Origin of the sequence: Sphaerisporangium aureirubrum, from assembly GCF_042658925.1 — a bacterium.
Classification (GTDB): domain Bacteria; phylum Actinomycetota; class Actinomycetes; order Streptosporangiales; family Streptosporangiaceae; genus Sphaerisporangium; species Sphaerisporangium aureirubrum.
In genome coordinates, this window is sequence record NZ_JBHSRF010000073.1 from 21,719 (window position 1) to 47,219 (window position 25,501).

The following is a 25,501-nucleotide window of genomic DNA, read 5'->3' on the forward strand; positions in this document are numbered from 1 at the left end:
GTAGGGCCGGTCAGGACGTGCTGGACGGCGGTGCCGTGCCGCCGGCCGTCCCGGGGGGCTCGGTGGGTACTGGGGGGCGGGCGGAACCGGCGGGTGCCGCGCCGGAGCCGTCGGATGTGGCGTCCCCGGGCTCGGCGGTGTACACGGCGTTGCGGTCGACCGCCAGGTAGACGTCCATGCCGATGGGGTTCCGCCGCTCCTCGGCGATGTGGCCGAGCAGGCCCGCCGCGCGGGCGAGCAGCGCGAAGCCGCGCAGCAGGTCGACGGGCAGGCCGAGGTCGGCCAGCGCGGCCCCGCACACCCCGGCGCCGTTCAGCGGCAGCGTGCGGCCGAGCACCCGCGGGTGCACCCGCCCGATCGCCTCGAACAGCCGCAGGTGCGGGCCGCGCAGGCCCTCCTGCTCGGCGATGTCCAGCAGCACGGGGGTGCGGGGGTCCTGGACCTTGTGCACGGGGTGCCCGAGGCCGGGGACCAGCCTGCGGGCCGCGCGCGCCTCGGTGATCGCCGCCAGCGCCAGCGCGTCGAAGCCCTCGTCGTCGGCGGGGAGCGGGCCGTCGTGCGCGGCGAGCACGTCGGCGAGGAACCGGCCGCAGTCCTCGGTGACCCCGAGGAACCGCGAGCCGCCGCCGAGCAGGCCCGCCGCCAGCGCGCCCTGGACGGAGTCCGGCGCGCTGAGGTAGGTCAGCCGGGCGGCGATGGCGGTCGGCGTGAAGCCGTGGTCGGCCAGCGCCACCAGCACGGTCTCGAAAACCCGGGTCTCCTGCGGCGTGGGCCGCCGCCCGGCCACCAGCCAGAACGCCAGCTCGCCGAACCCGACCTTGCCCATCAGGTCGGCCGACAGGTCCTGGCCGAGCAGCCGGATGGTCGTCGGGTCGGAGGTGCCGAGGGAGGTGGGGAAGCTCAGGCCGTTGTCCGTCACGACGCCTCCCCGGCGGGCTTGGCCAGCCATTCCCTGATCTCCGCGCCGTGCTCGCCGAGGCGGGGCGGCGGCAGGTCGTAACGGGCGGGGGAGGCGGAGAACGTGATGGGGTTGCGGATGGACGGCACCATGCGGTCGCCCTCGCCGACCTCCACCACCGGCTCCAGGCCGAGTTCCTGGCCGAACGCGACCCCGGCGTCCACGGTGTTGATCGGCCCGCACGGCACGCCCGCGGCGGTCAGGTCGCGGAACCACTCCATCTTGGGACGGGTGCGCAGCCGCTCGACCAGCAGCGGGCGCAGCTCCTCGCGGTTGGCGGTGCGGTCCTGGTTGTGCTGGAAACGCGGGTCGTCCACCAGCTCGGGCACGCCGAGCACGGCGCACAGCTTGCGGAACTGGCCGTCGTTGCCCGAGGTGATGATCAGGTCGCCGTCGGCGGTGGGCAGCGGCTCGTAGGGGAACAGGCTGGGGTGCGAGTTGCCCATGCGGAACGGCACCACGCCGCCCGCCGCGACCGCGCTGGACTGGTTGACCAGGCCGGACAGCGCCGAGGAGAACAGGTTGACCTCGACGTGCTGCCCCTTGCCGGTCTCGGCGCGGTGGTGCAGCGCGGCGAGCACGCCGATGGTGGCGTGCAGGCCGGTGATCACGTCGAACACCGAGATGCCCGCGCGGTACGGCGGCCCGTCGGGGTCGCCGGTGAGGCTCATCAGGCCGGACATGGCCTGGACGATGAGGTCGTACCCGGGGATGGACGCCCCGGCGCCGGAGCCGAAGCCGCTGATGGAGGCGTACACCACCTTGGGGTTGCCCGCGCTCACCGTGGCGTGGTCCAGGCCGTACTTGCGCAGGCCGCCGGGCTTGAAGTTCTCCAGCACGATGTCCGCGCGGCGGGCCAGCTCCTGCGCCACCTCGAGATCGGCGGGGTCGGTCAGGTCCAGGGCGATGGACCGCTTGTTGCGGTTCACGCCGAGGTAGTACGTCGAGACGCCGTCGCGGACGGGGGGCATCCAGGTGCGGGTGTCGTCGCCGCCGGGACTCTCCACCTTGACGACCTCGGCGCCGAGGTCGGCCAGCAGCATCGTGGCGTACGGCCCGGCCAGAACCCGGGAGAAGTCCGCCACGAGCAGTCCCGACAGTGGCCCGCGCGGGGGCGGGGCGGCGCTGTCGTCGAAGGCTGTCATCAGAGCGAAGAGTCCTCTCGTCCACCAGACGGACAGTGGTCCGTTTTTTGTGAGTCTGTTGCCGCCGCGCCGCCGATGTCAAGCCGGTCAGGAGGCCGTGCCCATGGTGACCTGCGGCACGGACTGGTGGCGCGCCCAGTCGGCGCCGATCGCCCCGGCGGTGCGAAGCAGCAGCGGAAGGTGCTCCTCGGCCAGCTTCTCCACCGGTGTCTCGGCCGCGTGCGCGTTGACGTTCAGCGCCGCGATGACCCGCCCGTCGCCGTCGCGCAGCGGCGCGGCCACCGACCGGATGCCGAGCGCGAGCTCCTGGTCGGTGATCGCCCAGCCCTTGGCCCGCACCTCCCTCAGCACCGCGTCGCGCTCCTCGGCGCCGGGCCGCCAGCGGGGCGTCACCCCCGAGCGGCTGGGCTCGGCCAGCACCTGGTCCACGTCGGCCGGCGACAGCCCGGCGAGCAGGACCTTGCCGAGGGACGTCTGCAGGGCGGGGAAGCGGGTGCCGATGCCGACCGCCAGCGTGACGATCTTGGGAACGGCGACCCGGGCCACGTACACGATGTCGGGGCCGTCGAGCTGGGCGATCGAGGAGGACTCGCCGGTGCGGGCCACCAGGTGCTCCATGTGCGGCCGGGCGACCTCCCACAGGCTCATCGAGCGCACGTAGGCCACACCGAGCTCCAGCACCCGGGGGGTCAGCGCGTACCCGCCGCGCTCGGGGCGGGCGTACCCGAGCTCCTGCAGGGTCAGCAGGATGCGCCGGGCGGTCGGCCGGGCGAGGCCCGCGGCGGTCGCCACCTCGGTGAGCGACATGACCGGGCGTCCCGCCTCGAACGCCCTGATCACGTCGAGCCCGCGGGCGAGGGCCTCGATGAAGTCGGGCCCGGTCTGCTGGCGCGCCATGGCGGTTCTCTCGTTCACTCGGGGGAGGGGACGCGTACGACTTTAATTCGGACGGGGGTGTGGTGTCCGCACAGCGGCCAGAGCGGGAAAAGGACTATTGACATGGCATTCCGCTCGCCTCATTGTTACATCATTATTTCTTGACCGCCATACGGACGACTGTCCGATGATGCAGGGAGAGTGGGGCGGCATGAGCGCTGCGACCCCGGGTACCGGCGACCTCGACCCTGGCAGGCCCGTGCTGTTCCGGGGCGGCACCGTGCTCACCATGGACGACCGGCACACCGTCCTGCGCGACGCCGACGTGCTGGTCATCGGCGAGCGCGTCGAGGCCGTCGGGCACGGCCTCGCGGCCCCCGACGGCGCGCTGGAGATCGACGCGACCGGCGGCATCGTCATGCCCGGCATGGTCGACACCCACCGCCACCTGTGGCAGACCGCGATGCGCGGCTACGGCGCCGACTGGACCCTCACCCAGTACTTCGTCTGGTACTACCTGGAGTGGGGCAAGATCTTCCGCCCCGAGGACGTGTACGCGGGCAACCTGCTGTCGGCCGTCGAGGCCGTCGACGCCGGCGTCACCACGCTGGTCGACTGGTCGCACGGCCTGCAGACCATCGACCACGCCGACGCCGCCGTGGACGCGCTGGAGAGCGTGCCCGGCCGGTACGTCCTCGCGTACGGCAACATCCAGGCCGCCCCCTGGGAGTGGTCGGCCGCGCCGGAGTTCCGCGACTTCGTCGACCGCCGCGTCCACGGCCGCGGCGACATGCTCGGCTTCCAGATGGCGTTCGACGTCACCGGCGACCCCGCCTTCCCCGAGCGCGCCGCCTTCGAGGTGGCCCGCGAGCTCGGCGCGCCCGTCACCACCCACGCGGGCGTGTGGGGCGCCACCAACGACGACGGCATCCGCCTGATGCACGAGAACGGCTTCATGACGCCGTCCACCGTCTACGTGCACGCGGCGACGCTCACTCCCGACTCCTACAACCGCATCGCCGCCACCGGCGGCTCGGTGTCGGTCTCCACCGAGAGCGAGCAGAGCGCCGGCCAGGGCTACCCGCCGAGCTGGCAGCTGCGCCGCTACGGCATCCCGGTGTCGCTGTCGATGGACACCAGCGTGTGGTGGAGCGGCGACCTGTTCTCCGCGATGCGCTCCACCCTGAGCGCCGACCGCTCCCGCGAGCACCTGGAGGCCCACGGCCGCACCGAGACCGTCACCCACTGCGTCCTGCGCGCCGAGGACGTGGTGGACTGGGCGACCCGCGGCGGCGCCAAGGCCCTCGGCCTGGACTCGTCGGTCGGCAGCCTTGAGCCCGGCAAGAAGGCCGACGTCGTCCTCATCAAGAACGACGCGTCCCCCGTGATGTTCCCGCTGCTCAACCCCTACGGCCACGTCGTCTTCCAGGCTCAGCGCGGCGACGTCCACACCGTCCTCGTCAACGGCCGCGTGGTCAAGCACGACCACCGCCTCGTCGGCATCGACCTGGCCCCCGCCCGCCGCGCCGTCGAGAACACCGTCGAGCACCTGATGACCACCATGGGCGAGGACGCCTGGACCGCCGGCATGAACCCCGAGGTCCCCAAGGTCACCGTCCACGACAACCCCTACACCTACACCGACTGGAGCGCCGCGAACTCCCAGTGACCCGCTGTCCCACCCTCCTCTCCGCGGCCCCCATAGGAGAGGAGGCACGCACGCGGCCCCTCCTGTCCATCCCCGGGAGAGGAGGGGCCCGTGCGCCCCACGTGCTTCAGCGCGGCGTGACGACCTGGACGGCCCGCAGGGGACTGGTGACGGCGAAGTCGGGGGAGGCGCCGCCGATGAGGGTCCAGCCCATCTGGAAGGTGCCGAGGGTGGCGGGGGCCGTCACGTCGAGGGTGAAGACCGCCAGGCCGTGCGGGGCGACGGGGGCGGTCAGCGGCGCGCCGCCGGCCGACCAGACCGGGTCGGAGCCGGGGCACGGGACGATGCGGTAGCCGTCGGAGAGCTCCCACGCGCTGCCCCTGTTGAGGAACATCACGGTGACGCGGTGCGTGGACCCGGCCTCCATCACGTCGGGCACCTCCACCTGGAAGGCCGCGCCCCTCTGGCGTGGAGTGCCCCGCACCTCGATCCGGACGTTGAAGCCGCCCCGCCCGGCGCCCCTGGTGTGGTCGTCGATGTTGACCCGCAGGTAGAGAGGTAACGGGCGGTCGTAGACGAACCGGTACGGGCCGTAGTGAGTACCGGCGAAGAAGTAGCCGCCGAGGCGGCCGAGCAGCGCGTACTTGCGGGCCGAGACGGGGTCGAGGCCGCTGTGCAGCGGGAACCGGGCGTCGTCCACGACGTACCAGCCGCCGGCGTCGCTTGGCGCGGCCAGGAACTCCGGTGCGGTGATGGTGCCCGTCGCGGTGATCTCCAGCTCGTCGCCCGGTTCGAGGGTGATCCCCGTCGGGACGTCGCCCGCGGTGTCGCGCACGAACACCTGCGCCCGGTCCACGGGCACGAATCCCTTGTTCGGCGGCAGGACCAGCGGCGCGCCGGCCGGCTTGGCCGTGGTCACCGGGCCGTCGAACAGGTCGACGTCGCCGCCGGAGGCCGGGACGCCCAGCAGGCCGGCGATCCACGGCAGGCGGGCGCGCACCTCGCCGGGCAGCGGCACCCCGGGCCAGGTGGCGCGCGGGGACGGCGGCACGGGGAAGCCGGGTGTGATGACGGGGATGCCGGCGCCGGCGCGGCGCCGGGCGTACAGCCAGGCGAGGGCGAGGCCCGCGAGGTAGTCGAGGCCCGGGTCGACGTTCTCCCTGTCCCCGCTCACCGCCAGGCATTCGGGGCCCGCGGCCAGGATGGCGTCGTGCCGGAGGTTCAGCAGCTCGACCAGCCTGGCCTCCTCCTCGGCGCCCATCCCGTGCAGTAACGCGACGGCGGAGGCGAAGCAGCTGTCGAGCCGGTCGGTCCGGTCCGGGGCAGGCGGGCGCAGGCGCCAGTCGGCCATCAGGCGCAGGTACTCGGAGGCGACCAGCGGGTCGGGGTCCCCGAGGGCCGCCACCCCGAGATGCGGCAGGAGGCCGCGCACGATCTCCAGCCCGGACGACGGCACGAGGGTCAGCACGTCGGCGAGCACCCGCAGGCGCAGCGCGGGCGGGAGGGCCATGAGCAGGTGCGCCACCGCGGGCTCGTCCTGCTGGTCGACGTCGAAGATGTCGCGGTGCGCGTACAGGCCGAGCGACCTCGGCAGCGCGGCCTGGATCATCGGCAGGGCCGCCTGGATCGCCGGCGGCGCCTGGGCGGGCGCCGCCACGATCACGTGGTGCAGGAGCGTCGCGACGAACTCGCCGCCGTTCACCCACGGGGCCGGCAGCGACGACGGCGCGAGCTGGGCGATGACGACACCCGCCGCCATCTTGTCGACCGGCCCCTGCAACTGGTCCCAGTACCCCGCCTTGCGCATGGCGCCCGGGAAGTCGGTCCTGGCCGGATGGGCGGTGCCGGTGATCCGCTCGAACACCCGGGCCAGGGGGTGTTCCAGCGCGGGCAGCACCCCGGTGGAGCCGCGCGTGGTCAGCCCGCCGTCCGGCCGCACCAGCAGGTACGCGTGCTCGGCGAGGTACGCGGCCAGCCGGGTGACCTGCGCCGTGACGCGGGAGCGCACCGCCGGGGTGGGGATCAGCTCGTGCAGCACCGCGTACGACGCGACCAGGCCGACGATCTCGTCCATCGACGGTTCCCAGCTCCGGTACGCGTGGTCGTGGGCCTGCCACGCCCGGAGGTACTGCTCGCGCTGCACCCGGGACAGCAGCCGCTCCAGCGTCTCCGGGCTCCGGGTCGGCGTGTGCCGGGGGTCGCGGTGCGGCGTGCAGTACAGGTACTCCTCCCGCTCCGGGTCCACCAGGAACGCCCCGGAGTACTCGCCGCCCTCCACGGTGACCCACCGCGAGGAGATCACCGGGTCCCAGCGCAGCACGTACCCGTCGAAGTCGTCCCCCCGCCGGAACCGGTACAGCGAGTCGAACGTGTCCAGCGCCGCCACCGCGATCCGCTCCGCCTGCGGGTGCCCCAGCTGGTGCTCCACCGCCACCGCCGCCAGCAGCCTGCTCGACCAGAGCAGGGGATTCTCGTCCCCGTACACCGTGACGTTCCACCGGAGGAGCGTGTCCACGACATCCGCCGGCAGCCCGTCCGGGAGGATCCCGCCCATGCTGTTGCGGCTCGACACGATGTTCACCCGGCTCCGCGTCCCCACCGCGAAATGCCGTCCGAGGATCCGTGCCCGTACCCGCCAATACAGCTCTTCGTGCCCCTCAGGTGTCGCCATGACCCCACCGTGCGCCTGTCCGCCCGGAATGTCAGTCCCCCCAAGGGGCACCGACGGCGGGAGCCTCCGTTGGGTCAGGCCGGGGCGGGGGTCGTGCGGTTGCGGTACAGCCACAGCACGTCGCGGCCGAAGGACCAGGTGAGCAGGGCGAGGGCGGCGGCGACCAGGGTGGTCACGGCGGTGGGGGGGAGGACGCGGGCGCTCGCCACCACCAGGACGATGCCCTGGAGGGCGGCCACGGTCTTCCTCGCGAAGCTCGGTGGCAGGGGGGCGCGCAGCCAGGGGGCCGCCCAGGCCGCGGCGGCGAAGGCGTAGCGCATCAGGCCGATGGCGAGCACCCACGCGCCCGCGGTGCCGGCCACGAAGACGCTGAGCACGAGGATCAGGAACGCGTCGACCTCCATGTCGAACCGCGCGCCGAGGGCGGACACCGTGCCGGTGCGCCGGGCCACGTGGCCGTCCACCGCGTCCAGGATCAGTGCGACGGCGGCCAGCGCCACGAGCAGCTCGACGGGGGCGTCCTTGCCCATCCGGAACATCGTCACCAGCGCCGTCACGCCGCCGACCAGCTCGGCGCGGGCCAGCGTGACACGGCCCGCCGGGCCGAGGGAACGGGCGCGGGAGCGCAGCAGGGCGTAGGTGAGGATGGCCGAGAGGATCACGGCGTACGTGGTCCCGGCGACCCAGGCCGCCGGGCCGAGGCCCACCACGATCCACAGCCCGGCGAGCAGCACGATCTGCGCCGCCACTCCGACAGCCGGTTCCCGTACCGTGATTCCCGTGCCCCGCCAATCGAGTGTGGCCACCCGCACCTCCCGCTCTCTCGCGCCCCGGACCTGGCGCGTCCCATATCATTGCCCTAGACCTGCCCGAAATTGGGCGAATCCCGAGAACTCACGATTGCCGAGGATCGCCGATGGAGCGCGACGCCCGCGCTTTCTGGCTCGCCTCGCCCGGCAGGGGTGAGATCCGGACGGTCGCGGTACCGCCGCCCTGCGACGGTGACGTCCGGGTCCGCGCTCTTTATTCCGGAGTGAGCCGGGGCACCGAGACGCTCGTGTTCCGCGGCGGCGTGCCGGAGAGCCAGCACGAGGTGATGCGGGCGCCCTTCCAGGAAGGCGGCTTCCCGGCCCCGGTCAAGTACGGCTACCTCAGCGTGGGCGTCGTCGAGGAGGGCCCGCCCGGCTGGCCGGGCCGCACCGTCTTCTGCCTCTACCCGCACCAGACCCGGTACGTGGTCCCCGTCGGCGCGGTGATCCCGGTCCCGCCCGGCGTGCCCGCCGCGCGGGCGGTGCTCGCCGGGACGGTGGAGACCGCGGTGAACGCGCTGTGGGACGCCGCGCCGCTGGTCGGCGACAGGATCGCGGTGGTCGGGGCGGGCATGGTGGGCTGCTCGGTGGCCCGGCTGCTCGCCGGCGTTCCCGGGGCGCGGGTCCAGCTGGTGGACGTCGACCCGTCGCGCGCGGCCCTCGCCGCGGCCCTCGGCGTGGGATTCGCCACGCCGGACCGGGCCGAGGGGGAGTGCGACCTGGTCGTGCACGCCAGCGCCACCGAGGCGGGCCTCACCAGGTCCCTCGAACTGCTCGCGGCCGAGGGCACCGTGATCGAGCTGAGCTGGTACGGCGACCGGCGGCCCGCGGTCCCGCTCGGCGAGGCCTTCCACTCCCGCCGCCTCACCATCCGGGCCAGCCAGGTGGGCACGGTGTCCCCGGCCCGCCGCCGCACCTACGCCGAGCGGCTGTCGCTGGCGTTGCGCCTGCTGGCGGACCCCGCGTTCGACGCGTTGGTCACCAGCGAATCCTCCTTCGATGAACTCCCCGCGGTCCTCTCCCGTATGACCAGTGGTGACCTGCCCGGCCTGTGTCACCGCGTCGTCTACGACCCGCCCGAGGGTCACGACCGTCCTGGAGGATGACCCGTTGTTCAGCATCACCGTCCGCGATCACCTGATGGTGGCCCACAGCTTCCACGGCGAGGTGTTCGGCCCCGCGCAGCGCCTGCACGGCGCGACGTTCGTCGTGGACGCCACGTTCCGCCGCCCCGAGCTGGACACCGACAACATCGTGGTCGACATCGGCCTCGCCACCCGGGAGCTGTCGGCGGTCGTGGCCGCGCTGAACTACCGCAACCTGGACGACGAGCCGGACTTCGCCGGCGTCAACACCTCCACCGAGTTCCTGGCCAAGGTCATCGCCGACCGCCTGGCCGCTCGTGTCCACGCCGGTGACCTCGGGGAGCAGGCCCGCGGCCTGACCGGCATCACGGTCACGCTGCGCGAGTCGCACATCGCCTGGGCGAGCTACGAGCGCGACCTGTGAGGGGCGGGCCCATGCGCCCGGTGAGCACCGAAGCCGCTCCGCGCGGCCGGGAGCGTGCGCGATGAGCGGGACGGCGGTGCACGTCGTGCTGCCCGGGGACGTGGACGACGCCGCGGTGCCGAGCGGGGGCAACATCTACGACCGGCGGGTCTGCCTGGGGCTCGCCGCGCTGGGGCGGGAGGTGCGGGAGATCCCGCTGCCCGGCGCCTGGCCGCGGCCGGAGCCCGCCGGCCGCGCGGAGCTGGCGCGGGCGCTCGCCGGGGTGCCTGACGGCGGGGTGGTGCTGCTGGACGGGCTGGTGGCGTGCGGGGTGCCCGAGGCCGTGGTGCCGCACGCGGGACGGCTGACGCTCGCCGTCCTGGTGCACCTGCCGCTGGCCGACGAGACGGGACTGGCGCCCGCCGTGGCCGCCGAGCTGGACGCCGCCGAGCGGGAGACGCTGCGGGTGGCCGCCGCCGTGGTGGCCACCAGCCGGTGGGCCGCGCGCAGAATCGCCGAGCACCACGGCCTGCGGCCGGACCGGGTGCACGCCGTCCCGCCGGGCACCGATCCCGCGCCGCTCGCCCCGGGCACCGACGGCGCCTCGCACCTGCTGTGCGTCGCCGCCGTCACCCCGCGCAAGGGCCACGACCTGCTCGTCCGGGCGCTCGGCACGCTGGCCGGCCTGCCGTGGACCTGTGAGTTCGCGGGCAGCCTGGACCGCGACCCCGCCTACGTCGCCTGGCTCCGCGACCTCGTCGCCGAGCACGGACTGACCGAGCGGATCACGCTCACCGGCCCGCACACCGGCCCCGGCCTGGACGCCCGGTACGCCGAGGCCGACCTGGTGGTCCTGCCCTCCCGCCGGGAGACCTACGGCATGGTCGTCACCGAGGCCCTGGCCCGTGGCGTGCCCGTGCTGACCACCACCGCGGACGCGCTGCCCTCCACGCTCGGGCTCGCCTCGGGCGGCGGGGTGCCGGGCATGCTGGTGCCGCCGGAGGACGCGATGGCCCTGGCGGTCGCCGTACGCCGCTGGCTGGGCGAACCGGACCTACGCCATCGCATCCGGAAATCTGCCTACGAAAGGCGTGACATGCTGAGCGGATGGGAGAGCACTTCACGACTCCTGGCGGACCTGCTGGACCGGCTCGGACGGCGGCCCTCCCTGTGACCGAGCACCGCTACACCCCCGAATGGCTGGCCCTGCGCGAACCCGCCGACACCGCGGCCCGCGCCGACGTCCTGCTCCCCCCGCTGCTCGCCCACCTCCCCCTGGCCCCCCTGGTCGTCCGCGACCTCGGCTGCGGCACCGGCGCCATGGGCCGCTGGCTGTCGCCCCGCCTGCCCGGCCCCCAGCACTGGATCCTGCACGACAACGACCCCGAACTCCTCGCCCTGGCCGCCGCGAGCCTCGGCGAGCGGAACGGGCACGGTCCCAAGGTGGTGGTCAGCGCCGAGCGGCGGGACGTCACCGGGTTGCGTGCGGAGGACCTCGCGGGAACCTCGCTGGTCACCGCGTCGGCGCTGCTGGACCTGCTCACCGCGGGAGAGGTGGACGCACTGGCCGCCGCCTGCGTGGAAGCCGGGTGCGCGGCGCTGCTCGGCATCTCGGTGGCGGGCCGGGTGGAGCTGGACCCGGCGGACCCGCTCGACCCGGAGATCGCCGCCGCGTTCGACGACCACCAGCGCCGGGTCACCGAGGGCCGCAGGCTGCTCGGGCCGGACGCGGTCGCCGTCGCGGCCACAGCCTTCGCCGCGCGCGGCGCCACCGTGCGCACCGCCGCCAGCCCGTGGCGGCTCGGCCCGGAGCACAGGGCGCTGACCGCCGAGTGGCTGCGCGGCTGGGCCGGCGCCGCCGTCGAGCAGCGCCCGGACCTCGCGCCGGACGCCGGGCCCTACCTGCGCCGCAGGCTCGCCGCCTGCACCGAGGGCGGCCTGCGCGTCACCGTCCACCACGACGACCTCCTCGCCCTCCCGGGCCCGCGCCCGTGAGCCGGGCCGCGGTCCTGCGCCGGGTGCACCTCCCGGCGGCACCGCCCCAGGTGCGGCGGGCCTGGCCAAGGTTCGGCCCGTGGGTGCGGACGGCCGCCGGGGCGGCCATCCTGGCGGTGCTCGCCGCACGGCTCGGCACCGGGGCGTTCGTCGACGCGTTCGCCGTGGTCGGCGCCCCCGAGGTGCTGGCCGCGCTCGGCATCGGCCTGCTGACCACCGTGCTCAGCGTCTGGCGGTGGTCCCTGGTGGCGCACCGCCTCGGCCTGCCGCTGCCGCTGCCCACCGCCGTCGCGGACTACTACCGCGCGCTGTTCCTCAACGCGGTGCTCCCGGCGGGGGTGCTCGGCGACGCGCACCGCGCGGTCGAGCACGGACGCAAGGTCGGCGACGTCGGCCGGGGCGTGCGTGCCGTCGTGCTGGAACGTACCGGAGGCCAGGTGGTGCTGATCGCGGCCGGGCTCACCATGCTGGCCGCCGAGCCCTCGCTGGCCGCCGCCGTGGTGGGTGACCTGCTGCCGGGCGCCGGGCTCGCCGCCGCCGTGCTGGCCGGGACCGCCGCCGTGGTCGCGCTGGCCGTCTGGGCGGTTCGGGGCGAGCGCGCCGTCCGCTGGCGCCGCGCGCTCGCCACCTCCCTGACGGACGTGCGCCGGGGGCTGCTCGCCAGGAACGCCTGGCCGGGCGTGCTGGCCCTGTCCGCCGGGGCGCTGGCCGGGCATCTCACGCTGTTCCTGGTCGCGGTGCGCGCCGCGGGCTCGGCCGCGCCGGTCTGGCGGCTGCTGCCGCTGATGCTGCTCGCGCTGCTGGTCATGGCCCTGCCGGTGAACGTCGGCGGCTGGGGCCCCCGGGAGGCGTTCTCCGCGGCGGCGTTCGGCGCCGTGGGTCTCGGCGCGCAGCAGGGCCTCACGGCCGCCGTGGTCTACGGCCTGCTCACACTCGTCGCCAGCCTCCCCGGCGCCGCGGTGCTGGTCCTGCGCCGCGGCACCGGAGGGCGGGCCGAACGGGACGGCGGCCCCGCCCGTGCCCCCGATCAGGCGTCGAGGACGGTGAGGTGATCGTTGAAGGACTCGACCAGGGCGGCGACGAGCGCCTTGCCCTTGTGGGCCGTGGCCAGCGACGGCCACCCGATGACACCGGACTCGGTGTACGCGGCCATGCCCAGGGTGAGCAGGTGAGGCCGGTCGCCGGCGTCGTGGTCGGCGGACTCCTGCCCGGGGCGCACCAGCTCCGGGTGGGCGTGCAGCAGGACGGACGTCTCCAGCTCGCCCGCGTGCATGTCGCCCCACGACGAGGACTCAAGGCCCGCGGCGGCCCGCGCGGCGTCCCAGTCGGCGGGCCCGGGGAACAGGCCCATCCGCCGTCCCTTCCCGGCGGCCTCCTGGACGGCGTTGCCCAGCACGTAGTTCCCGCCGTGCCCATTGACGAGGATCAGCCGATTAATCCCGGATCTGGCAAGAGAGTCCGCAATGTCATGAATAACGGCGTAAAGTGTCCTGGCAGAAATGCTGACGGTCCCGGGCCAGGCGTCGTTCTCGTGCTCGTGCGAGCACGAGATGGTGACGGGCGGCAACAGACGGAGCGCCGGATAGGCGGCGGCCAGCGCACCGGCGATCGTGCACGCGATGACGGTGTCGGTCGCCAGGGGGAGGAAAGGCCCGTGCTGCTCGAAGCTGCCGACCGGCAGCAGCGCCACGCGGGCGCCCCGCTCCCGTTCGTCGGCGGTCGTGGTCGTCGGCAGCAGATAGGCGGAGTCGTTCATAGTGCGCCAGCCTGCGGCGTCGCGCCCGAACGCGCAACAACGGAAGCCGCAGGAGAGTGGTGGTGGACGTGAGACGACGCGGCGAGCATCTGGCGGGCAGGGGCGGCACGGACGAGGAACGCCGGGAGGCACCCGGCCGGCACGACCGCGACGACCGGCACGACCGCCGGGACCGGGAGGACCGTTCCGGCCGTGACGACTTGCTCGACCGCGACGGCTCGTTCGACCGTGACGGCTCACTCGGCCGTGACGGCTCACTCGGCCGTGACAGCTCGTTCGACCGTGACGGCTCACTCGATCGCGACGGCCAGGACGCGCGGCTCGATCGCGGCGACCACGGCCTGCCCCTTGCGGACATCGCGGAGGCCGACCTGGTGACGCGCCGCGGAACGTTCCGCACGGTCGCGTTCCGCGATCCGTCCGACGGGAACGAGCACCTCGCGCTGGTGTACGGCGACAGCGGGAAGCCGCGCGACGTGCTGGTGCGGGTGCACTCCGAGTGCGTGACGGGCGACATCTTCGCCGCGATGCGGTGCGAGTGCGGCGACCAGCTCGACGCCGCGCTGAACGCCATCGTCCGCGAGGGCGCCGGGGTGCTGGTGTACCTGCGCGGGCACGAGGGCCGCGGCATCGGCCTGGTCGCCAAGGTGCGCACCCACGTGCTTCAGGACGACCACGGGCTGGACACCGTCGACTCGGCCACCGTGCTCGGCTTCCCGGTGGACGACCGCGACTTCGGCCCGGCGGCCCGGGTGCTGAAGTACCTCGGGATCAGGTCGGTCCGCCTGATGTCCAACAACGCCGACAAGATCCGCTCCCTGGAGGCCCACGGCGTCGAGGTGTCCTCCCGCGTGCCGCTCCTGGTGCAGGCCACCGACCACAACATCCGCTACCTCACCGCCAAGCGGGACCGCCTCGGCCACGACCTCCCCCACCTTCCCGCCCCTCCGCGCCTCGGCACCGCCGGTGGCTGAGGCGACCGTCCACGCGGACCTGCTGCCGGTCGCCAGGGAGGCCGTCGCCATCGCGCACCGCATCGTCCGCACCCGGATGCCGAACACGGTCATGGCGAAGGGCGACCGCGACATGGTCACCGACGTGGACCTGCTGGTGGAGGACGCCGTGCGGGACTTCCTGGACAGGGAGACCCCGGGAATCGGCATCCTCGGCGAGGAGCACGGCCGCACCGGCGAGGGCACGCTGTGGTGGGCCCTGGACCCGGTGGACGGCACGGCGAACCTCGCCAGGGGCATCCCGCTGTGCGGGGTGTCGCTGGCGCTGGTGGAGGACGGCCAGGGCGTGCTCGCCGCCATCGACCTGCCGTTCCTCGGCGTGCGGTACAGCGCGGCGGCGGGGTACGGCGCGTACGCGGGCGACGAGCGCATCCGTGTCTCGGAGGTCGCGGACCTGCCGGACGCGGTGATCTCCATCGGCGACTTCGCCGTCGGCCCGGGCGCCGAGCCCAACAACCGTCTGCGCCTCGCTCTGTTGTCCCGGCTCGGCGCGCGGGCCCAGCGCATCAGGATGCTCGGCACCGCGGCCATCGACCTGGCCTGGGTCGCCCAGGGCAAGCTCGACGCGTCCGTCATCCTGTCGAACCTCCCCTGGGACACCATGGCCGGCGCCCTGCTGGTCCGCGAATCCGGCGGCGCCGTGCTCGACCTGGACGGCACCCCCCACACCACCGCCGCCACCGCCACCATCGCCGTCTGCCCAGGTCTGAGCGCCGAGCTCATGACCGTCCTGCGCCAGGCTCGGGCGGAGGCCTAGTCGCCGGTCCCCGCGGCCGGCCGGGGGAGGCGACGGCCGGGGAGGCGGCGCGGCGGCGCAGCAGGTACACCACGCCGAGGAAGGCCAGCGACAGGGCGGCGGCGATCACGAAGACGGCGAGCATCCGCCAGACCTCCGGCCAGTCGAGCAGCGCCGCGTCCTCGGCCTGCGCCCCCGACACGATGTACACGAACGCGAAGGCCGCCACCGCCATGACCACGCCCCACAACGTCCAGCTCCACCGCGTGAGCTTGTGGCCGTCCAGGAACGGCAGCGGGATCAGCCCGAACAGGACGGTCTGCACGCCCGTCACGAAGATCGAGGCCAGCGTCGCGTCCCCGAGAAGGACCAGGTCGGCGAGGTTCCCCCGATCGGCCGCCGCGTCGACCGGCGTCCACACGAGCCAGCACATGAGGCTCAGGCCCAGCGTGGCGACCGCGGCGACGAGCACCGCGCGGCCACCGTCCTCCTCGGTGCCGCGCTCGGCCTCCTCGCCGCGGTCGTCGACGTATACGTAAGTGGTGATCAGGCCGTACACGTATCCCGGTGTCAGCCCCAGCATCCGGGAGACCAGGGCGAAGCACGCCGCGACGACCAGCCCCCCGGGCAGCAGCCGGAACCGGCCGCGGTCGCGGCTGGTCCAGTGGAGGATCGCCTCGCCGACCATGGTGAAGGTCAGCGTGACCACGACCACCGCCACCAGCTGGGCCACGGCCGTCCGCCAGTTCCACGGATCCACCTGCCCCGCGAAGAGCGCCAGTCCGGTGGCGGCCAGGCTCGCGACGCCGAACTGGAGCCACATCGGCAGACGGCCGAGGGCCGCGCGAAGGTCCCTCAGCCTGCGCCAGCGGGTGCCGATCCCCTTGCTGTTCTCGAAAGTCTTGTTGAACAGCTCCGCGGGAAAGCCGAGCAGCAGCATGATCAGCCCGGCGAACACCGCCGACCCCACCAGGACGCGCGCGGTGAGCGTCAGCTCGTCCGGCGCGGGGACCGCCCGGGACACCAGCGACCTCGGCGAGAACCGGGGAACGGTGAACGCCGCCGCGGCGGTCGCCTGGCACGTCAGCTCGACGAGGTACTCCTTCGGCGGCAGGCCCCGCGGAACCTCGAACTCCCCGGCCGCCACCCGGCTCGTGTCCGGCCGCAGCGGGACGGGCACACCGTCGAGCCGCAGCACCGGCCCGGCGCACCCGGGCGGGAAGTTCCGCCCGGTGGCCGTCACCGTCGTCCCGTCCGGCCCGCCGTGCGGATCCAGTTCCAGCGTCGCCCGCGCCGCGGCCGGGACGACGTCGAACGCCGCGCTCGCGGTCACCTCCGCGGCGCCGGAGCAGCTCGCGACGACGGCGCGTTCCCCCGATCCCCCGGGAACCCGCAGGTCCACGGCGAACGTGCCGTCCTCCGTACGCACACTCACCGGATCCTCGCCGTCCCACCCCACGCGGACCACCGGGCACCCGAAACCCTCACCGGCCACCGGCAGCAGCGCCCCCGGTGCGCCTTTCCTCCACAGCGGCCGGATCATGGGCTCCGGCGCGGGGGTCTCGGTGACCTCACCCGCCGGGGTCGGGGACGGCGGGGTCTGGGACGGCGGGGTCGGGGATGGCGGGGTCGGGGATGGCGGGGTCGGGGACGGCGGGGTGGGTGACGTGCCGTGTGTGGGCTCGTCCGTGGTCGGTGTGGGTTTTCCGCGGGGGAGCACGGTGACGGACGAGCGTCCGGCGACGCCCGGCAGTTCCGGGCACGTGCCCACGATCGCGGCCCGGCCCGGGGGAGTGTCCGGCGGGACGCGCAGGGTCGCGTGGAACCCTCCCGACGCGCCGACCCGCACCGGGACGGTGCGCGAACCCAGGGACAGCAGCGCCGTGTCCTCCTGCCCGGCGCGGATCCCGCAGTCGAAGGCGGTGCCGGTCACCGACACCGGCTCCCCGGGGAGCACCCGCGCGGGTGTCGCCGGCGTGAGGCGCGGCGTGCGCCGCAGCACGTCGAAGGACGCGGTCCGCGACACCTCACCGCATCCGGCGACGATGGCGCGCCTGCCGAACAGGGCTTGGCGCGGCACGGCGAGCGTGCCCTCGAACGCGCCGCCCACGACGGGCACCTCCACGCCGATGCCGTCCTCCCAGCGCAGGACGGCCGACCGGCAGGGAAAGTGCCGCCCCGTCACCCTGACCCCGGTGCCGGCCGGACCGCCGGCCGGCACCGGGAGCAGCACCGGCCGCTCCGCCGTCGGGGTGGCGGTGACGGTCGTGACGTCCATCGGCAGCCGGAGTTCGGCGACCTGGACCGGCGGGCCCTCGATGGCCGGGCAGCGCGCGGTCAGCAGCAGTGTGTGGCGGCCCGGGGAGACCTTGGGCACCGTCAGCGGCACGCGGAGATCGCCACCGGACGCCGCGGTCGTCTCGGTGGCCGCCGTGTGCGTCGAGGGCCAGGCCACGGTGACGCTCGCCGGAACGTCCGCCGAGCAGAGGAATCCGGCACCGGTCAGCGTCACCGGGGTCCCGGCGGCTGCCGTGGAGGGGTCGATGCCGGCGGCGATGAGCGTGAACCGGCTCGATCCGCTCAGCTTGCCGCAGGAGATCTCGACCGTGTGCCACCCCGGGGCCGCCTCCGGCACCTGGAAACGGGCCGTCGTCCGCGTCCGCGGCTCCTCCAGCGGCAGAGTCTCGCCTTCCCAGCCGACCGTGAAGGCCCCGTCCGGGCACGCCTTCCCGGCCGTGGCGACGACGTGGCCGCCCGCGGTGCCCCACTCCGGGGAAAGGGTGACCGTCATGTCGCCGGGCAGGGGGACGACCCTCGCGACGGCGGCCAGCGCGAGGGCGGCCAGGCCGGACGCGATCATGACCGGTCCCCGCGTAACCTCGCCGCCAGGGCGGAGCGAGAGGAGACGCCGAGCTTGGCGTAGATGTGGCCGAGGTGGTACTCGACCGTCTTCACGCTGAGCACCATCTGCCGCGCGATCTGCTTGTTGGCCATGCCTGCCAGCACGAACTGCGCGACGGTGTGCTCCTGGGGGGTGAGCGCCGGATGGCCGAAGCCCGGAGCGGGCGAGGACGGCCGGCCGCAGGCGGCGAGCTCCCGGTCGCAGTGCGCGAGGAACGGGACGGCGCCGAGCCGCTCCAGCGTCCGCCTGGCCGGCACCAGGTGGCCGGCGGCAGCGGCCTTGCCGCCCGCGCGGCGCAGGAAGGCACCGTAGGCGAGTTCGATCCGTGCCCGTTCGAACGGCATGGTGGTCCCGGCGATGTGCCGGAGCGCGCGTTCGAACGCCGCGGTCGCGTCCGCGGTGCGCCCCTGGGCGGCGAACCAGGTGCCCCGTGCCCTCGCCGCGCCCGCCATGGCCGAGGCCAGCGCGCGGGACCCGGCGGCCTTCTCGTAGGTGATCAGCACCGCGTCCGCCGCGTCGTACTCGCCGAGCGCGGTGTAGACGTCGGCGAGCAGGTCCTGCCACGGGATGACCCCGGGTTCGAGGACGACGGAGGACGCCGGGACCTCGGTGAGCGGGGCGAGCGCCGACACCGCCGCCTCCAGGTCACCCTCCACGACGGCGATCCAGCCTTCCGCGTGGGCGAGATGACCGGCCGCCGCACGGGACAGCGCGTGCCGCCTCGCCCCCCGCACGTGGCCGCGTGCCCGCTCGGTCTCGCCGCGGGCCGCCAGGGACAGGGCCTGGACGGTGTGGACGTACGGCGTGAGCCAGTACTGCTCGCAGTCCTCCTCGATGGACAGCACGGTCGTGCCCAGCGCGAGGCCCTCGTCCCAGTGGCCGAGCCGGTACTCGGCCATGGACAGCAGCCCGGTGGCGAGCAGGCGATGCTGCACCGACAGGCGGCGCGGCGCCGCGGCGGCGCCGGCGAGATCCCGGCGCGCGCCCGCCAGGTCGTCGCACCAGATGCGCAGCGCGCCCCGGCCGACCAGGGCGTCCAGCTCACCGGACGTCGCCATGGCCGGGTCCGGCAACGTCCTCGTGAGCTCGATGGCGCGCTCCACATGGCCGGACAGGAACAAGCTCACCACGTGGTAGTAGTGCAGCAGGTCGGCGCCCGGCTGATGGCCGGCGAGCTCCAGCGCGCGCCTCGACCAGCTCAGGCTCTCCTGCCCCCGGTCCTGGATGAGGTGCAGCACCGAGAGGTGGTGCGCCGTCCGCCCGGCCAGCGTGGCGTCCCGCTCGGGGTCGCAGTGCCGCCAGGCGTCGTCCAGCAGCGTCATCGCCCCTTCGACGTCGCCGGTGGCCTGGGCGAGCGAGCCCATCGCGAACGCCCGGGTGACGTGGTCGCCGTACGCGCGGGGTGCCACGGCGGTGGCGCGGGCCACCTGCCCCGCCTGGAGCAGCGCGTGGACCGCCTCGGCGCCGAACCTCGCCCGTTCCCGCGCGGACGCGGTGAAGTCCCCGGCGTGACCGAAGTACTCGGCGGCGCTCTCCCACGAACCGGCGGCCGCCTGATCGCGGGCGAACCGCGCCAGCTCGGCGATGAGCTCCACGTCGGGCCGCGCGGTGGCGCGCATGCGGTGCTGCAACCGCTTGGCCTGGTCGGTGGTCAGCGCCTCGGCCCGCCGGTGGGCCCGCGCACGTTCCCGGGGGCCGATGGCCTGGTACACCGAGGCCCGGGTGAGCGGATGCGGGAACGCGACCCCGGCCTCGCCACCGGCGTACCGGCAGGTCAGCAGGTGGTGGGTGACCGCGTCCTCCACGGCGTCCAGCGGGTCGGGCAACCCGGCCACCACCCCGGCGTGCCGCAGCAGGCACGACTCGCCGAGCACGCTCGCCGCGCGGACCAGCCGCCGGGTGTCCTCGCCGGTCGCCGCGAGCGCGGCCAGCACCTCGCGGGCGTACCCGCCGGGTGCGGGCAGGTCGGCGCCCGGGTCGCGGAGCACGTCGGGGGGAGTCTGCCGCAGCGTGGCGGCGGCGTACAGCGGGTTGCCGCCGGTCTGCGCGCGCAGCCGGGCCAGCGCCGCGCCGTCCAGGCGGCCGTACCCGAGCCGGTCGCCGAGCACGCCCAGCTCTCGCTCGCTCAGGCCGGACAGCGTGAGCTGCAACGACGCCTCGCGCGAGCACAGGCGGCGCAGTCCTTCCGGGATGCGTGCGTCGGTCACCTCCGGCACGACGACGACCGTGAGCACGCGGTCGGCGCGCAGGCGGCGCAGCGCGAAGGTCAGCGCACGCAACGACGAGGCGTCGGCCCAGTGCGCGTCGTCGACGAGCACGGCGACCGGCCCGCGCCCCTGCGCCTCTCCGAGCGCGCCGAGCAGGACGGCCCCCGCCGCCTGCGGTCCGGCGTCGGCGGGAAACGCCGTCGCCTCCGGGTGAGGTCCGGCGGAATGGTGGGCGGCCTGTTCCAGTAGCTGGGACGCGACGCCGTAGGGCAGCGACTGTTCCATCTCCTCGCCGCTGGCCCGGAGCACGTGGAAGTCGGCGGCGGCCAGGGCGCGCCGCACGAGGGCGGTCTTGCCGATGCCGGGCGGGCCCTCGACGAGCACGAGCCTTGGCCGTCCGGCACGGACACGGTCCAGTTCCCCCTCGATGGCGGCGAGCTCGGGGCCGCGGCCTACGAATACCTGGGTCGTGATGGTCACGCTCGATTACGAGGGGCCGCGCCGGCCGCCTGATACATCCCGGAGGACATCGGTGGCGGAAATCGAAAGAGGCGGAAGGCGTGTCCGCCTTCCGCCTCCGCGCCCCCCGGACGCTCCGGTCACGTCACTGCTGGATGCTGACCAGGCCACAGTTGACGTTCCCGCCCATGCCCCCCGGGGTGCCCGCCGCGTTCAGGTAGCTCAGCGACGCGACGATCTGGTATGTGCTGCCCCCCGGCGAGGACGGCAGGCCACCGGCCACGTTGACCGTGGTGGTGTAGGCGCCGCTGGCCGGCGTCAGGGCCACCTGCAGCGGCGGCGAGGGGACGAAACGGTCGTTCGGCCCGCCGACCTCGTCGATGAGCAGCCGCAGCAGCCACCGTCCGGCGATCATGGGGACGGCGGTGCCGTTGAGCTCCCACCGGTAACGCACGCCGAAGGACTGGTTCGCCTTGATGACGTCCTGCGGGGGGTTACCGGTGGTGTCGACCACCTCGGCCTCGATCAGGCCGGCGAGCGCCGCCGGGGCGAAGCCCGGCGGGATCTGGAAACTACCTACTGGCATGTTGTGCCTCCACGTCGTTGTCGGATGGCCCGACGCTAACGAGGCACGGCACCGCGGCGGACCGGGGCGCCACCCGGGGATTCCCCCAGCGGGACGCTCCCTAGGGCGACCCCGCCGCCGGCCACCCGGGCGGCAGCAGCACGGGGTCTCCCGTCGCGCTGCGCCAGCCGGGCGCGCGCGCCTTGACGAGCAGCTCGTCCGCCGCCTGGCGCGCCGTCATGCCCGACCGCGACATCAGCCCGGCGATCAGACCGGCGACCACCGGGGCGGCGAACGAGGTGCCGCTCCATCGCGCCATGCCGTCGAAGGTGACCCGTGTCCGCAACGCCGGCGCGTCGACGCAGGTGCATCCCGCGTACGAAGGGACGGGCGGCCGTAGGTAAATGCACTGGTCGTGATGTGGTTCGGCGTATTCGTAATCCCCCCAGGCGAAGGCGTTCACCAGCCATTCGCCGGGCGCGAATACCGTCACCCAGTCCCCGTAATTGGAGAAGCAGGCGCGTTCGTGGCGTCCGATGCTGTATCTGCGTAGCGCCCCTACCGAGATGACCTGCGGATAATCGGCCGCATACGCGGCGGGCCAGAAGAGCTTCGTGCTGCCGTTGTTTCCGGCCGCGGCGACCAGGATGGTATCCGAATTTTTTTCGAGTTCCTTCCTGAATTGTTCGAGGCCGATCGGCGGCAGCGAATATTGCGTGGGCGTGCCGGACGAGAGGTTGATGATCGCGGGCCACCGGCCACCGTGAGCGTTCGCCCAGTCCTGGAGCGCGCCCAGCAACGCCGGGCCGAGCTGGTGCTCGTAGAGCGTCCCCACGGGGCGCATCGCGTTGGACACGCCGAACGTGACCGATGGCGCCACACAGCGCAGCACCCCGGCGATGAACGTGCCGTGTCCCTCGTACCGCTGGATGCCCGGCTGGGGGTCGTCGATCGCCCGCGACGGGTCGGGGCCGCCCCTCAGCCAAGGATGCTCCCTGGCGTAGTGGTCCAGCAGCCCCGTGTCGACGATCAGGACGCCGACACCCTTGCCCGCGGTCCGATCGCGGTTCCACCTCGGCAGCGGCGCGGGGTCGCCGCAGCGGTCGCCGCAGCGGTCGCCGCAGTCGTCGCCGTCCACGACGAGCGGCTCACCCGACGGGCAGGCGGCCACCGGGGTGATCGAGAAAAGGTGGTTGGGGGTCACCACGCCGATGCCCAGGATGTCGGCGAGCAGCCGCAGGATCCGCAGGACGTCGCCGTTCACCCGCAACCTGACGACATCGGCGCGTTCCGCCGCGCCGCCCTCCGACGGGGCCTCCTCGCCGGGGCGCGGTCTGCGCCGGCCACGGACGTCGTCGGTCCTGTCGATGTCCTCGAGCGCCTCCCGGACGCGGCGGACATCGGCTCTCCTGGTGAGGATGTGCCCGGGTTCGTAGATGAAGGCCGGCTCGCCGTACTCGTCGGCCGCCACACCGACGCGATCCTCGCCGAGCGCCGCGACAATCGAATTGACCTGCGCCCGGAAACGTGCGTGTAAGGGGTCTTCTGCGGCCGGCACCGTCATGTGCGCCTCACGTGGGGAGATTATTGGGTGGACGCGAGAATGCCATAGTCATACCATGACGTGGTGTCGGGGACAAATTTGTATATTGATGGGGCGGTTGTGGCGCCCCAGGAATTGCTGACACTCGCCTATTCCCGTCCGCAGGCGGCGCTGTCAGCCGCCCGATCGTTCCTCGGGACCGTTCCCGAGCCTTATCACGCGTCCATCGCGCACCAGTCCGTCGGGATCGTCCTGCGGGAGTTCGGCGATTTGCGGGCGGCGATTAAAGAAATCCGATGCGCTTTGCGGCTCGCCCGCGAGTCCGGCTGCCCGGAGCGGGAGGCCGACGTGCTCGCCACCCTCGGCGTCGCGCTCACCGCCCTCGGCGACAGCGCCGGTGGCCTCGCGGCGCTCGACGCGGCCGTCGGCACCGGCAGCGGCGTCACGGCCGCGCGTGCCCTCTACCGGCGCGGTTACGTGCTGCGCGTGCTCGGGCGGCACCGCGAGGCGCTCGACGACCTCAGCCGGTCGGCCGTCGCGCTGGAGGCCGCCGGCGACGGGCTGTGGACGGCACGGGCCCTGACGGCCCGCGCGCTGATCCACCTCACGCTCGGCGCCACCGGCCGCGCCGACGCCGACCTGCTCACCGCCGACGCGCTGTTCGCCGCCACCGGCCAGGAGCTGGAGGCGGCGTTCGGCGTGCACAACCGAGGGCTGGTGGCGTTCCGCGCGGGCGACCTCCCCTCGGCACTGGACCACCTGGACGCCGCCGGGCGCCGCTACCAGGCCCTCGGCGCCCCGATGCCGGACCTCGACATCGACCGCTGCGCCGTCCTGCTGGCCGCCGGGCTGGCCCGCGAGGCCGCCGAGTCCACCGCCGGCGCCGTCCACCGCCTGGACCAGGAGAAAGGCCAGGCCACCAAACGCGCCGAACTCCGCCTGGCCGCCGGCCGCGCCACCCTGGCCGCCGGCGACCCCGCCACCGCCCTCCAGCTCACCGTCACCGCCTGCCGCCAGTTCACCCGCCAGCAACGCGACTGGTGGTCCCTCCACGCCTGCCTCCTCGCCCATCAGGCCCGTTTCGCCCTGGCCGGGGCGGGGCGGGGCGTGACGGCGCGGATGGTGCGGGAGACCGCAGCGCTCGGGGAGCGGCTGGCGGAGGCGGGGTCGCCGGAAGGGGTGCAGGCGTATCTCCTGGCCGGCCGGATGGCGCTGACGCTCGGGCGCGCGGACGAGGCGGACCGGTACCTGGCGACGGCGGCCCGGCGCAAGGGCTCGGGGCCGCCGCTGGCCCGCGCGGGCGGCTGGCTCGCCGAGGCGCTGCGCGCCGACAGCAGGGGGACCACCCGCCGCACGCTCGCCGCCTGCCGCCGCGGGCTCGACCTGCTGGACGCGCACCGGCTCACCTTCGGCTCGGCCGAGCTGCGCGCCGGGGCCACCGCGCACGGCACCGAGCTGGCCGCCATGGCGCTGCGCGCGGCGGCGCGCTCCGGCCGTCCCCGCGGCCTGCTGTCCTGGAGCGAGCGATGGCGGGCCACGGCCCTCACCACCCCGGCCGCGCGGCCGCCGGACGACCCCGGGCTGCGCGCCGACCTGGCGGCGTTCCGCGAGGTCGCCTGCCTGGTGGACGCCGCCAAGGCCGGCGGCGCGCCCACCGCCGTACTGGAACGCGACCGGCGGCGCCTGCAGGAGAACATCAGGGCCCGCCTGCTCCGGCTGCGCGGCGACGGGCACGGCGGCCCGCACCGGTTCGACCCCGGCGCGCTGCTGCAAGCCCTCGGCCCCGGCCGGCTGGTCGAGCTGACCGAGATCGACGGCGTCCTGCACGTGCTCGTGTGCGGGGGAGGGCGAGTGCGCCACAGCGTCGCGGGCGGGCTCGCGGACGCCGTCCAGGAGCTCAGGTTCGCCCGCCTCGGCCTCACCCGCCTGGCGTACGACCGTTCACCGCGCACCCTCGCGCACGAGATGCGCCTGCTCGACGGTGCCGCAGGCCGGTTGCAGACCCTCCTGCTCGGGGACGCCGTCCGTCACCTCGGCGACGGCCCCGTGGTGCTGGTGCCGCCGAGCCGCCTGGACGGCGTGCCCTGGCCGATGCTCCCCGCCCTGCGCGACCGCGTCGTCAGCGTCGCCCCCTCGGCGCTGTCGTGGATGCGGGCCCGCGAGACGCCGCCTCCCGCCAACCGTGACGTCGTGCTGGTGCGCGGCCCTGGCCTGACCACCGGCGGCGCCGAGGTGGACCGCATCGCGCAGGCGTACGGCCACGCGACCGTGCTCGGCGACGGCAAGGCCACCTCGTCCCTGGTCCTGCGCGCCATCGAGGGCACCTGGCTCACCCACATCGCCGCACACGGCGACTTCCGCGCCGACAGCCCCCTGTTCTCCTCCCTGCGCCTGGACGACGGCCCGCTGATCGCCCATGACCTCGAACGACTCGTCCAGGCCCCCTACCGCCTGGTCCTCCCGTGCTGCGACTCCGCCCGCATGGCCCACGCCGGCGCCGACGAACTACTCGGCCTCACCGCCGCCCTCCTCCCCCTGGGCACCGCAGGCATCATCTCCCCGGTAACCCCCGTCAACGACGCCGCCACCGTCCCCCTGATGATCGCCCTCCACCAAGCCCTCCACCAAGGCCACCCCATGCCCGAAGCCCTCCACAGGGCCCGCCACCAAACCACCGACACCCCCCCATCCCAAGCCACCCCCTGGTCCTTCACCCCCCTAGCAAGTCGG

Annotated in this window: 19 protein-coding genes; 9 read left to right on the forward strand and 10 right to left on the reverse strand. The window is 74.3% G+C overall.

Annotated features, from left to right (window positions below):
• Nucleotides 1-10 precede the first annotated feature (10 nt).
• The 3 genes from ACFP1K_RS32630 to ACFP1K_RS32640 form a co-directional block, all read right to left on the reverse strand.
• Nucleotides 11-919 (reverse strand): citryl-CoA lyase, encoded by a 909-nt coding sequence (locus tag ACFP1K_RS32630; RefSeq protein ID WP_380760639.1) that lies wholly within the window; start codon nucleotides 917-919, stop codon nucleotides 11-13.
• On the reverse strand, nucleotides 916-2,103 hold the full coding sequence (locus ACFP1K_RS32635; protein ID WP_380760642.1) for a CaiB/BaiF CoA transferase family protein: 1,188 nt from the start codon (nucleotides 2,101-2,103) through the stop codon (nucleotides 916-918). The genes ACFP1K_RS32630 and ACFP1K_RS32635 overlap by 4 nt, the downstream gene beginning before the upstream one ends.
• An 87-nt stretch (nucleotides 2,104-2,190) precedes the next feature.
• Nucleotides 2,191-3,000, reverse strand: coding sequence for an IclR family transcriptional regulator domain-containing protein (locus ACFP1K_RS32640; RefSeq protein ID WP_380760677.1), 810 nt, complete (start codon nucleotides 2,998-3,000; stop codon nucleotides 2,191-2,193).
• 190 nt (nucleotides 3,001-3,190) lie between these two features.
• Between ACFP1K_RS32640 and ACFP1K_RS32645 the strand changes: the two genes are divergently transcribed.
• On the forward strand, nucleotides 3,191-4,648 hold the full coding sequence (locus tag ACFP1K_RS32645; protein ID WP_380760645.1) for an amidohydrolase family protein: 1,458 nt from the start codon (nucleotides 3,191-3,193) through the stop codon (nucleotides 4,646-4,648).
• Between the two features lie 106 nt (nucleotides 4,649-4,754).
• Here the strand turns inward: ACFP1K_RS32645 and ACFP1K_RS32650 are convergent, their stop codons facing one another.
• Together ACFP1K_RS32650 and ACFP1K_RS32655 are read right to left on the reverse strand one after the other, a co-directional pair.
• Nucleotides 4,755-7,298 (reverse strand): hypothetical protein, encoded by a 2,544-nt coding sequence (locus ACFP1K_RS32650; RefSeq protein ID WP_380760648.1) that lies wholly within the window; start codon nucleotides 7,296-7,298, stop codon nucleotides 4,755-4,757.
• 74 nt (nucleotides 7,299-7,372) lie between these two features.
• Nucleotides 7,373-8,104, reverse strand: a complete 732-nt coding sequence (locus ACFP1K_RS32655; protein ID WP_380760651.1) for a CDP-alcohol phosphatidyltransferase family protein — start codon at nucleotides 8,102-8,104, stop codon at nucleotides 7,373-7,375.
• A 110-nt stretch (nucleotides 8,105-8,214) separates the two neighbouring features.
• On the opposite strand from ACFP1K_RS32655, the gene ACFP1K_RS32660 reads away from it, so the two are divergent.
• The 5 genes from ACFP1K_RS32660 (at nucleotide 8,215) to ACFP1K_RS32680 (ending at nucleotide 12,642) form a co-directional block, all read left to right on the forward strand.
• On the forward strand, nucleotides 8,215-9,213 hold the full coding sequence (locus tag ACFP1K_RS32660) for a zinc-dependent alcohol dehydrogenase (protein ID WP_380760653.1): 999 nt from the start codon (nucleotides 8,215-8,217) through the stop codon (nucleotides 9,211-9,213).
• Nucleotides 9,214-9,217: 4 nt separating this feature from the next.
• Nucleotides 9,218-9,616, forward strand: a complete 399-nt coding sequence (locus ACFP1K_RS32665; RefSeq protein WP_380760655.1) for a 6-pyruvoyl trahydropterin synthase family protein — start codon at nucleotides 9,218-9,220, stop codon at nucleotides 9,614-9,616.
• A 61-nt stretch (nucleotides 9,617-9,677) separates the two neighbouring features.
• Complete coding sequence (locus tag ACFP1K_RS32670; RefSeq protein ID WP_380760657.1) at nucleotides 9,678-10,769, forward strand: glycosyltransferase family 4 protein; 1,092 nt, start codon at nucleotides 9,678-9,680, stop codon at nucleotides 10,767-10,769.
• Nucleotides 10,766-11,590: an SAM-dependent methyltransferase gene (locus ACFP1K_RS32675; RefSeq protein ID WP_380760659.1), complete on the forward strand. Its 825-nt coding sequence runs from the start codon at nucleotides 10,766-10,768 to the stop codon at nucleotides 11,588-11,590. Before ACFP1K_RS32670 ends, ACFP1K_RS32675 begins: the two co-directional genes overlap by 4 nt.
• On the forward strand, nucleotides 11,587-12,642 hold the full coding sequence (locus tag ACFP1K_RS32680) for a lysylphosphatidylglycerol synthase transmembrane domain-containing protein (RefSeq protein WP_380760662.1): 1,056 nt from the start codon (nucleotides 11,587-11,589) through the stop codon (nucleotides 12,640-12,642). Before ACFP1K_RS32675 ends, ACFP1K_RS32680 begins: the two co-directional genes overlap by 4 nt.
• Here ACFP1K_RS32680 and ACFP1K_RS32685 read toward each other — a convergent pair.
• Complete coding sequence (locus tag ACFP1K_RS32685) at nucleotides 12,618-13,346, reverse strand: creatininase family protein (protein WP_380760664.1); 729 nt, start codon at nucleotides 13,344-13,346, stop codon at nucleotides 12,618-12,620. The two genes, ACFP1K_RS32680 and ACFP1K_RS32685, sit on opposite strands and share 25 nt — an antisense overlap.
• Nucleotides 13,347-13,687: 341 nt before the next feature.
• Here ACFP1K_RS32685 and ribA point away from each other — a divergent pair, with 341 nt between their 5' ends.
• Together ribA and ACFP1K_RS32695 are read left to right on the forward strand one after the other, a co-directional pair.
• Complete coding sequence (ribA, locus tag ACFP1K_RS32690) at nucleotides 13,688-14,320, forward strand: GTP cyclohydrolase II (protein WP_380760679.1); 633 nt, start codon at nucleotides 13,688-13,690, stop codon at nucleotides 14,318-14,320.
• A complete protein-coding gene (locus ACFP1K_RS32695; RefSeq protein WP_380760665.1) occupies nucleotides 14,313-15,116 on the forward strand; it encodes an inositol monophosphatase family protein in 804 nt (267 codons plus the stop codon). The genes ribA and ACFP1K_RS32695 overlap by 8 nt, the downstream gene beginning before the upstream one ends.
• Here the strand turns inward: ACFP1K_RS32695 and ACFP1K_RS32700 are convergent.
• The 4 genes from ACFP1K_RS32700 to ACFP1K_RS32715 all read right to left on the reverse strand — a co-directional run bounded on the left by ACFP1K_RS32700 (nucleotide 15,079) and on the right by ACFP1K_RS32715 (nucleotide 22,699).
• Nucleotides 15,079-17,955, reverse strand: coding sequence for an FGLLP motif-containing membrane protein (locus tag ACFP1K_RS32700; protein WP_380760667.1), 2,877 nt, complete (start codon nucleotides 17,953-17,955; stop codon nucleotides 15,079-15,081). The genes ACFP1K_RS32695 and ACFP1K_RS32700 overlap by 38 nt on opposite strands.
• Nucleotides 17,952-20,684, reverse strand: a complete 2,733-nt coding sequence (locus ACFP1K_RS32705) for a helix-turn-helix transcriptional regulator (RefSeq protein WP_380760669.1) — start codon at nucleotides 20,682-20,684, stop codon at nucleotides 17,952-17,954. Before ACFP1K_RS32705 ends, ACFP1K_RS32700 begins: the two co-directional genes overlap by 4 nt.
• A 124-nt stretch (nucleotides 20,685-20,808) precedes the next feature.
• Nucleotides 20,809-21,249, reverse strand: coding sequence for a hypothetical protein (locus ACFP1K_RS32710; protein ID WP_380760671.1), 441 nt, complete (start codon nucleotides 21,247-21,249; stop codon nucleotides 20,809-20,811).
• Between the two features lie 100 nt (nucleotides 21,250-21,349).
• Complete coding sequence (locus ACFP1K_RS32715) at nucleotides 21,350-22,699, reverse strand: S8 family peptidase (RefSeq protein ID WP_380760672.1); 1,350 nt, start codon at nucleotides 22,697-22,699, stop codon at nucleotides 21,350-21,352.
• Between the two features lie 192 nt (nucleotides 22,700-22,891).
• On the opposite strand from ACFP1K_RS32715, the gene ACFP1K_RS32720 reads away from it, so the two are divergent.
• On the forward strand, nucleotides 22,892-25,501 hold a 2,610-nt coding region (locus ACFP1K_RS32720), incomplete at its 3' end, for a CHAT domain-containing protein (RefSeq protein ID WP_380760673.1).

Excerpts from the sequence above, each read along its gene's own strand:
- ACFP1K_RS32635 (WP_380760642.1), bottom strand. The coding sequence starts at position 2,103 with ATGACAGCCTTCGACGACAGCGCCGCCCCGCCCCCGCGCGGGCCACTG.
- ACFP1K_RS32640 (WP_380760677.1), bottom strand. The coding sequence starts at position 3,000 with ATGGCGCGCCAGCAGACCGGGCCCGACTTCATCGAGGCCCTCGCCCGC.
- ACFP1K_RS32645 (WP_380760645.1), top strand. The coding sequence starts at position 3,191 with ATGAGCGCTGCGACCCCGGGTACCGGCGACCTCGACCCTGGCAGGCCC.
- ACFP1K_RS32650 (WP_380760648.1), bottom strand. The coding sequence starts at position 7,298 with ATGGCGACACCTGAGGGGCACGAAGAGCTGTATTGGCGGGTACGGGCA.
- ACFP1K_RS32660 (WP_380760653.1), top strand. The coding sequence starts at position 8,215 with ATGGAGCGCGACGCCCGCGCTTTCTGGCTCGCCTCGCCCGGCAGGGGT.
- ACFP1K_RS32670 (WP_380760657.1), top strand. The coding sequence starts at position 9,678 with ATGAGCGGGACGGCGGTGCACGTCGTGCTGCCCGGGGACGTGGACGAC.
- ACFP1K_RS32685 (WP_380760664.1), bottom strand. The coding sequence starts at position 13,346 with ATGAACGACTCCGCCTATCTGCTGCCGACGACCACGACCGCCGACGAA.
- ACFP1K_RS32700 (WP_380760667.1), bottom strand. The coding sequence starts at position 17,955 with ATGATCGCGTCCGGCCTGGCCGCCCTCGCGCTGGCCGCCGTCGCGAGG.
- ACFP1K_RS32710 (WP_380760671.1), bottom strand. The coding sequence starts at position 21,249 with ATGCCAGTAGGTAGTTTCCAGATCCCGCCGGGCTTCGCCCCGGCGGCG.